The sequence below is a fragment of the Ketobacter sp. genome (assembly GCF_003671495.1).
GTDB lineage: Bacteria > Pseudomonadota > Gammaproteobacteria > Pseudomonadales > Ketobacteraceae > Ketobacter.
The window spans coordinates 58,307-66,479 of sequence record NZ_RCHN01000037.1 but is presented as its reverse complement, the minus strand read 5'-3'; the positions used below and the strand labels follow the sequence as shown (position 1 = coordinate 66,479).

Annotated in this window: 3 protein-coding genes; all 3 read left to right on the top strand. The window is 59.8% G+C overall.

Translation table 11 applies throughout. The annotated features are described in order from the left end of the window. Positions 1-156: 156 nt before the first annotated feature. Complete coding sequence (locus D9N14_RS17840; RefSeq protein ID WP_290582243.1) at positions 157-1,461, top strand: cobyrinate a,c-diamide synthase; 1,305 nt, start codon at positions 157-159, stop codon at positions 1,459-1,461. Positions 1,462-1,610: 149 nt separating this feature from the next. Next, entirely contained in the window at positions 1,611-4,511 is a 2,901-nt protein-coding gene (locus tag D9N14_RS17835) for an EAL domain-containing protein (RefSeq protein ID WP_290582241.1), read from the top strand. Between the two features lie 14 nt (positions 4,512-4,525). Continuing rightward, complete coding sequence (locus tag D9N14_RS17830; RefSeq protein WP_290582239.1) at positions 4,526-8,059, top strand: ATP-binding protein; 3,534 nt, start codon at positions 4,526-4,528, stop codon at positions 8,057-8,059. Positions 8,060-8,173 lie beyond the last annotated feature (114 nt).

Here is an 8,173-nt window from a genome sequence, read left to right as displayed (position 1 = left end):
AAGGTCAGTTTTTGAGGTACCATTTTGGATAGCGGTTGTTGGTGTTGATTGATGGTGTAAGGTCCTGAAATTTTAACACTTTCAGCCGCTTTCTTTTATCCCCTCATGAGAAATTCGGGCTAGTATGTCTGCCCCGAAATCTGTTAGGAACCCCCTATGAGCTGCGCCCTGTTTATCTCGGCACCCGCCTCCGGTCAGGGCAAAACCACCTTTACGGCGGCGCTGGCCCGGTTGCTGGTGCGCACCGGCAAGCGGGTGCAGGTCTTCAAAACCGGCCCCGACTACCTGGACCCCCAGATCCTGGAGCAGGCATCCCGGCGGCCGGTGGCACAGCTGGATCTGTGGATGGCCGGGGAGGCCTGGTGTCGGCACCAGCTGCACCGGGCGGCCCAGGAGGCGGATGTGATCCTGGTGGAAGGGGCCATGGGCCTGCTGGATGGCACCCCCTCCAGTGCGGACCTGGCGGCCACCTTCGGCTTCCCCGTGCTGTTGTTGATGGACGTGGCCGGCATGGCGCAAACCGCCGGGGCGGTGGCATCGGGTCTGGCCCGGTATCGGGACGACTATCAGATCGTGGGGCTGGTGGCCAACAACTGCGCTTCGCCACGCCATCGGGATCTGGTGGCGGCAACCTTATCACCTCAACTGCCCCTGGTGGCGGCCATCTCCCGCAACGAAGCCATCCGCCTGCCGGAACGCCATCTGGGGCTGGTGCAGGCGCAGGAAGCGGCCGCAGAACTGGAGCGCTGCTTTGAACAGGGGGCCGACCTGCTGCAGGAGACTGACCTGCTGCGCTGGCTCGATAGCCTGCCCCCGGTGACCTTTGCCCTCGCGGATGAGGTGCAGGTGCAACCGCTGCTGGTGGGCAAAACCATTGCTGTCGCCAAGGATCTGGCCTTCAGCTTCATCTATGAGGCCAATGTGCAGTTACTGCAGGCCATGGGCGCCCGCCTGCGCTATTTCTCCCCATTGGACGACACCAGCCTTCCCCCCTGTGACGCCCTTTGGCTGCCCGGCGGTTATCCTGAGTTGCATGCAGAACGGTTGGCGGCGAACAGGTCGATGCTGGCGGCAATCAGGGCCTGCCACGCCGCTGGCAAGCCGATCCTGGCTGAATGTGGCGGCTTTCTCTATTGCCTGCAAAGCCTTGCCAATCTGCAGGGGGCGGCGTTCCCCATGGCAGGCCTGATGCCGGGCCGCGGCGTGATGCGGGAGCGGGGCGGGTGTCAGGGCATGCAAGCGGCGCCGTTGCCGGAAGGGGTGGTGCGGGGGCACGCTCATCATCGCTCCGCCAGCCTGGAGACGCCACAACCCATTGCCTTTGGCCAGCGACCGAATCACCCGGCCCCAGGCGAAGCCATTTACCGCACCGGTTCGTTGACCGCAACCTATCTGCATTTGTATTTTGCCTCGAATCCGCCGGCCATCGCTGACCTGTTCCGCGGCCGTCACGTGCGTTAGCTCGACCTACCGCTAAGGGTATGGTGCCTAAGTGCTTTTCCCTCCAACCGTTACATGTATTGACCAGAGTCAACTATACTTACTTGACAGAACGCCGCCCCAAATAAGGACAGAGTCACGATGCCAAAGGAACAGGGACTTGATCGCCCATGAGTAAATCCATTCTGTATGTGGAAGATGACCTGGTTCAGGCCACGTTGGTGAAACCGATGCTGGCGGATGAAGGCTATTCGGTGTACCACGTCAACAACGGTTTTTCTGCTTTGGAGGCGCTGCAGAGCTCCAAGTTCGATGCCGTGCTGACCGATCACTACATGCCCAACCTGAGCGGCATTGAGCTGCTGCAGGAAATCGGCACCCGGGGCATCCAGATCCCGGTGGTCATCATGACCGCCGCCAATGATATCAGCCTGGCGTTTTCTGCGTTGCGGCTGGGGGCAGCGGATTTCATCTCCAAAGACGCCGACGGCAATTACCTCAACATCATCGCTCCAGTGTTGACGCGTGCCACCGAGAAGCACCAGCTGCAGGTGCGGGCCCGCCAACTGACCCAGCAGCTGGAGGTGGAGAAGCACATCTCCTATACCACCATGGATGCCCTGACCCAGGGGGTGGTGGTGCTGGATGAGCACCAGCGGGTGAAGTACTGCAATCTGTATTTTCGCAAACTGTTCCAGATCGAGCGCGAGAACAAGCTTGCCGGGTCCGAGTTGAAATGGTTGATCAGCCTGTGCATCGCCCACGGTGAACTGAACGGGGTGCAGGACCCGAAAGCGGCTTACGCCCTGGTGCAGGCGCTGCTGGCGGATCAACGGGAGCCCCTCCAGCTGCGACTGCCAAATGCGGTGCTGGAAATCCGCTGTTCCCTGCTGGGGGATTCCGGCCACGTGCTCACCCTGGCGGACATTTCCCATCAGGTGGAACAACTGAATGCGCTGGACCGGGTTATCAACCTGGCTCCGGTGGCCATGCTGGCGGTGGAGAAATCCGGCAAGATCGTTTTGGCCAACCGCAAAGCCTGCGAGTTGCTGGAGATCACGGCCGAGCAGGTGAACGAGATCAGCATCAATCGCTTCGTGCCGTTCGAATCCCGCCACGGTCATCAGGCATTGATCAGCAACTATTTCGACAACATGACCCCCCGCCGCATGCGTGAGGGCATGGACCTGGAGTTGCTGAACAACAAGGGCGCGGTAATTCCCGTTGAGGTTTCCCTCAGCGGCATCGAGATGCACGGCAAGCAACGGGTGCTGGCCACGGTGGTGGACATCAGTCACCGCAAGCAGGCCGAGCGGGTCATGAAGCAGGCGCACCAGCTCACCCAATCCATCATCGAACAATCCCCCTTCAGTATTGTGGCCACGGATATTCAAGGCAAAATCATCGCCGTCAGCCCCGCGCTGGAGGCCATGCTCTGGTATGAACGGGATGAGCTGGTTAACCAGCAGAATGCCAAGGTGTTTCATGAGCAGGGTGAACTGGATACCCGGGCGGCGTTGCTCTCCGCTGAACTGGGTGCCGAGATTGAGGCCGGCTTTCAGGCCCTGGTGGAGAAAGCCCGGCGCGGGGTGGTGGAAGGCTGCGAATGGACCTATGTGCGTAAGGACGGCTCCACCCTGCCGGTGAACCTGACGGTGAATACCCTGCGCAGTGAGGACGGTGTCGTGACCGGTTATCTGCTGGTGGCCTATGACATCACCGACCAGAAGCGGGCCAACGAGTACATCGAACACATTGCCCACCATGATGGCCTCACTGGCCTGCCCAATCGCACCCTGATGCAGGATCGCCTGCAAACGGCGCTGCTGCGGGTGAAACGGCAGCAGGGTGGTCTCGCGGTGCTGGTGTTGGATCTGGATCGTTTCAAACGCATTAACGATACCCTGGGGCACCTGGCGGGTGACCAGTTGCTGAAGACCGTGGCCGAACGGCTGCTGCATTCCGTGCGGGAATCCGATACCGTCTGTCGCATGGGTGGCGATGAATTTGTGGTGCTGCTGCCCGACATTGATTCCATCAAAGACGTGGAGCGGGTGTGCCGCAAAATTCTGGAGCTGGTGGCCAAGCCCATTACCGTGGGGTTGAACAATCTGGTGGTGACGCCCAGTATCGGATTCAGCCTGTATCCGGAACATGGGGATAACCCGGAAACCCTGCTCAAGCACGCGGACATGGCCATGTACCATGCCAAACAGAGTGGCCGCAGCGCCTATAAGGTATTCGATCACAGCCTGGCGTCCAACAATCTGGAAAACCTGGCCATTGAACAGGCCCTGCATGAGGCTTTCCGTCATGAGCGGCTGGAACTCCACTATCAACCCCAGCTGGATGTGAGCAACGGACTGGTGGTGGGGGTGGAGGCACTGCTGCGCTGGCCCGATGCAAAGCGCGGTATGATTCCCCCGGCCCAGTTTATTCCCATGGCAGAAACCACGGGGTTTATCACTACCCTGGGGGAATGGGTGTTGCGACAGGCCTGTGCGGACGTGCAGCAGTTGCGGGTCAAACAGGGGGTGAATTATCGGGTGGCGGTGAACGTCTCCCCCCGCCAGTTCGAGCACGCCAACTTCGTCAGCATTGTGAAAGCCGCGCTGCAGGAAAGCGGTTTGCCGCCGCAAGCCCTGGAGCTGGAAATCACCGAAAGCATGCTGATGGTGGATTCCGACGCTATTACCAGCAAGCTCAGCGCCTTGAGTAAAATGGGCGTAGTGCTGGCCATCGACGATTTCGGCACCGGCTATTCCAGCCTGTCCTATGTCTCCCAGTATCCTATCGATGTCATCAAGATTGACCGCAGTTTTATGGCCATTGAGAAGAAGCAGAACGTGGCCATTGTCAGCGCCATTACCGCCATTGCCGAAGGCCTGGAACTGGAAGTGGTGGCAGAAGGGGTTGAGAGTGTCGAGCAACTGCAGTTTGTGCAGCGCAAAGGCTGCCATGTGGTGCAGGGGTTTTATTACTCCCCAGCGGTTCCCCTGAAAGATCTGGTGGCCACCATCGGAGTGGTCCAGTCGAAAGGGCAGGAGCAGGCAGCACTGCGAAAAATCTGACGCGAGGTGCATTCATGCAGGACGAGAAGCAACTGCCTCTCAAAATAGCGGTACCGGTGATCCTGGTGGTGGCGGTGTTGCTGGGGTGGTATACCCACGAGTCCACCCGCACCCGTATTTATGAACAACAAGCCCAGCGTATTTCTGAGCAGCTGAGCCTGCGGGCAAACCTGCTGCAGCGGCATCTGCAGGAAGATCGTGCCAAAGCCCATTTTCTCTATTCCACGCCGCCGGTACGGGGGATTGTGCGCGCCACCCGGAATGGGGGTGTGGACCCGGAGGATGATACCCGCCTGTCCCAGTGGAAGCGGCGACTGGAAATCATTTTCGAAGCCTATCTGGAAGATAATCCCTCGGTGCAACAGGTGCGTTACATCGGGATGGCGGACAACGGCCGGGAGTTGGTGCGGGTGGACAGGATCGGCGGCAACATCAAGGTCCGCCGTGGCCGGGAACTGCAGGCAAAGGGTGGCCGGGCTTATGTGCAGGATATCAGCAAGCTGAAGCCCGACCAGATCTATGTGTCAGAGATCAATCTCAACCGCGAGTATGGGGAAATCGTTTTCCCCCATCAGCCCACCTATCGAATCGGGGTGCCGGTGTTCGATGCGGACTACAACATATTCGGCATGGTTGTGTTGAACTTTGATGCGCAGGCGCTGCTCAGTGCCCTGGCGTTGGATATGCCTGCTGAGCTGGGCCTGGTGGTGATGAACGCGCAGCGGAATGTGATCGCCCACCCGGTGGCGAATTACGCGTTCCGTCACGAACTGGCAGGGCAATTCACCTGGGAGGATCTGTACCAGACGGTTGCCAGCACCGTGCCTGCCCTGGGGTTGGTGCGGGATACCAACACCGGCCGGGCTTTTTTCTATCAGGAGTCCACCGTTCCCCTGGATCAACGGGTCACGGATCACTACATGGTGTTGGCGCTATTGCTGTCGCAGACTCATGTGGAGCAACTGCTGTATGAGCAGAGTACCCGTTCCCTGCTGGTCGGTGGTGGCATTGTGGGGCTGTTGCTGGTCTTCCTGCTTATCTTCCGGGCCAACCTCAACAAGAACCTGCGGCTTGTCAAAACCCAGGCCCGCTTTGAGTCCATTATCGAAGGCTCATCGGATGCCATCGTGGCCATGGACCCGGCGGGTAACATTCAGCACTGGAACACCTCTGCCCAGGACATGCTGGGCTATTCCGCCCGCCAGGTGGAAGGCCAGCCGCTGTGTGACGTGCTGGGGTTGGGGGAGCAGCAGGCCGTGCTGGAGCAGGCCATCAAGACCATCGCCGATGGCAAATACCACGAACCGGTCAGCCTCACGCTCAAAAAACGCAATCAGTCCCGCTTGTATGCCACCGTGTCCCTGTCCCCCATCGCCAACCAGGGTACCATCATGGGAATCTCCGCCATCTTCCGCGATGTTACGGCACAGATTGAGGCGGAAAGCAAAATACGCGAAGTGAACCTGAACCTGGAACTGCAGGTGCAGGAGCGAACCCGGGAACTGGAGCAGGCCCGTAACGAGGCGTTGTCCGCCAGCCAGACCAAAAGCAGTTTTATTGCCAACGTCAGCCACGAGATCCGTACTCCGCTGAACGGCATCATCGGTATGTTGAAACTGTTGCGTAAAGCCGGCACGCCGGAGCAGCAACAACGCTATCTGGCCATGGCGGAATCCAGTGCCGGGTCCCTGGCATCACTGATCAACGATGTGTTGGATCTGTCCAAAATCGAAGCCGGAAAACTGGAGATCGATCATGTCAGCTATGACCTGGAGCGCCTGATCTCCGATGTGGCGGTGTCCATGTCGGTCCGGGCTCACGAGAAGGGTCTGGAGCTGGTGGTGGATAGCATCAACCTGCATCATCCGCACCTGATTGGCGACCCTAACCGGGTGCGTCAGATACTCACCAACCTGATCAATAATGCCCTGAAGTTTACCCACAGTGGCTGGATACAGGTGCGTGTGACGTCCGCTGCCGTCGATGATCGCCATTGCACCATCAGCGTCGATGTGGAAGACACCGGCATCGGTATTGCCGAGACCCAACTGACCTCCATTTTTGAAGCCTTCTCCCAGGAGGACAGCAGCGTCACCCGCGAGTTTGGGGGCACCGGCCTGGGGCTGTCCATCACCCGTCAACTGTGCGAGATGATGGGCGGTCGTATTGAGGTCAGCAGCACTAAAGGGGTGGGCAGTACGTTTCGCTTTACGATCAGCCAGATTATCCAGGATGGGGTGTCGGCAGCCACAGCCAACACGACCGACGTGGACCTGAGTGGGCAACGGTTTCTGGTGGTGGACCCGTGCCAGCCTGTGGCGGATACCATCGCCCGCCAATTGCGACACTGGGGCGCAGAGCAGGTGGACTGTGTTGACTCGCTGCCCGCCGATGGGGATTCTTCGCCCGGCTACCGCTTGCGCTTGCTGGATGAGAAAGTGATGCCGGAAGGGCTTGTGGCGGCGCCATCGGAGCCGCTCGCGCTGATGATCCACCATATTGATCGCGATGCCTTCGGCGCCGCCGATCACGACAATGTATTCAGGTTGGTGAAGCCGGTCACCCGCGCAGAATTGCTGCGCTTGCTGAGACGGGTGCAGGGTGAGCCGGAGCAACCGTGGCAGGCAGGCGCCGCCTCGGCGGAACTGGAATCCGCGGCCCGGCGTGAGTCCGGCCCAGGCCTTGGAGCAGGACAGGCAGAGGGCCCGGCAACGGCCTTGGATCTGAGTGGCGTGCGCATTCTGGTGGTGGATGACAACCAGATCAACCAGGAAGTGGCAGTGGGTCTGATCGAAGATTCCGGCGCTTCCATCGTCACCGTGGATAACGGCAAGGAGGCGATGGATGCCCTGGCGGAATCCGCGTTCGATCTGGTGCTGATGGACTGCCAGATGCCGGTGATGGACGGCTATACCGCCACCCGTCAGATCCGCAGTGGCCTGTCGGGCGAAGCAGCGCGCAAGGTGCCCATTGTGGCCATGACCGCCAGTGCCATGGCGGGTGACCGCGAGCGCTGTATGCTGGCAGGGATGGATGACTACATTACCAAGCCCCTGGAGCCGGCGGAGCTGGAGCCGAAGCTGGTGTATTGGATCAACCAGATCAAACGCAGGCACCCCATTGTTGCTGGCGGCCCCATCGCCAAACCCCGGGCAGCCGATGCCACACCGGTCGCGCTGGCGGAATTTCCGTTGTTGGACCGTGAAGCCCTGCTGCGCAGAGTACGTCACAAACCGGAGCGGGAGCAGGAGATGATTGCGATCTTCTGTGAAGTCTCCCCGGCGCGGGTCGCGGAATTGGAGGCGGCTATCCAGCAAGGTGATGGGCCCCGGGTGGCCGCGCTGGCGCACGCGCTGAAAGGCTCCGCAGGCAGCCTGGGTGCCGTTCGCGTACAGCAGCTGTGTCAGACGTTAGAGGCAGAAGCCCAGGGCTCAAACCCGGGAGCATTGCAACCCTATCTGGCGCAGCTGCAACAGGAGTTTGCAGACCTGATGGCGCACCTGGAGACATTAAAGGCAACCCCGGACCGCAATAGCGGTTTGGGTTGAGGCGCATTTCGTCCTTACATCAAGATCCGTATTTTTGCCAAACCTTCAGAATGCGTGTGTAATATCGCCGCAGTAAAGGCATAGTAGAAATATGGCTATCGCGAGCGTAAGGAG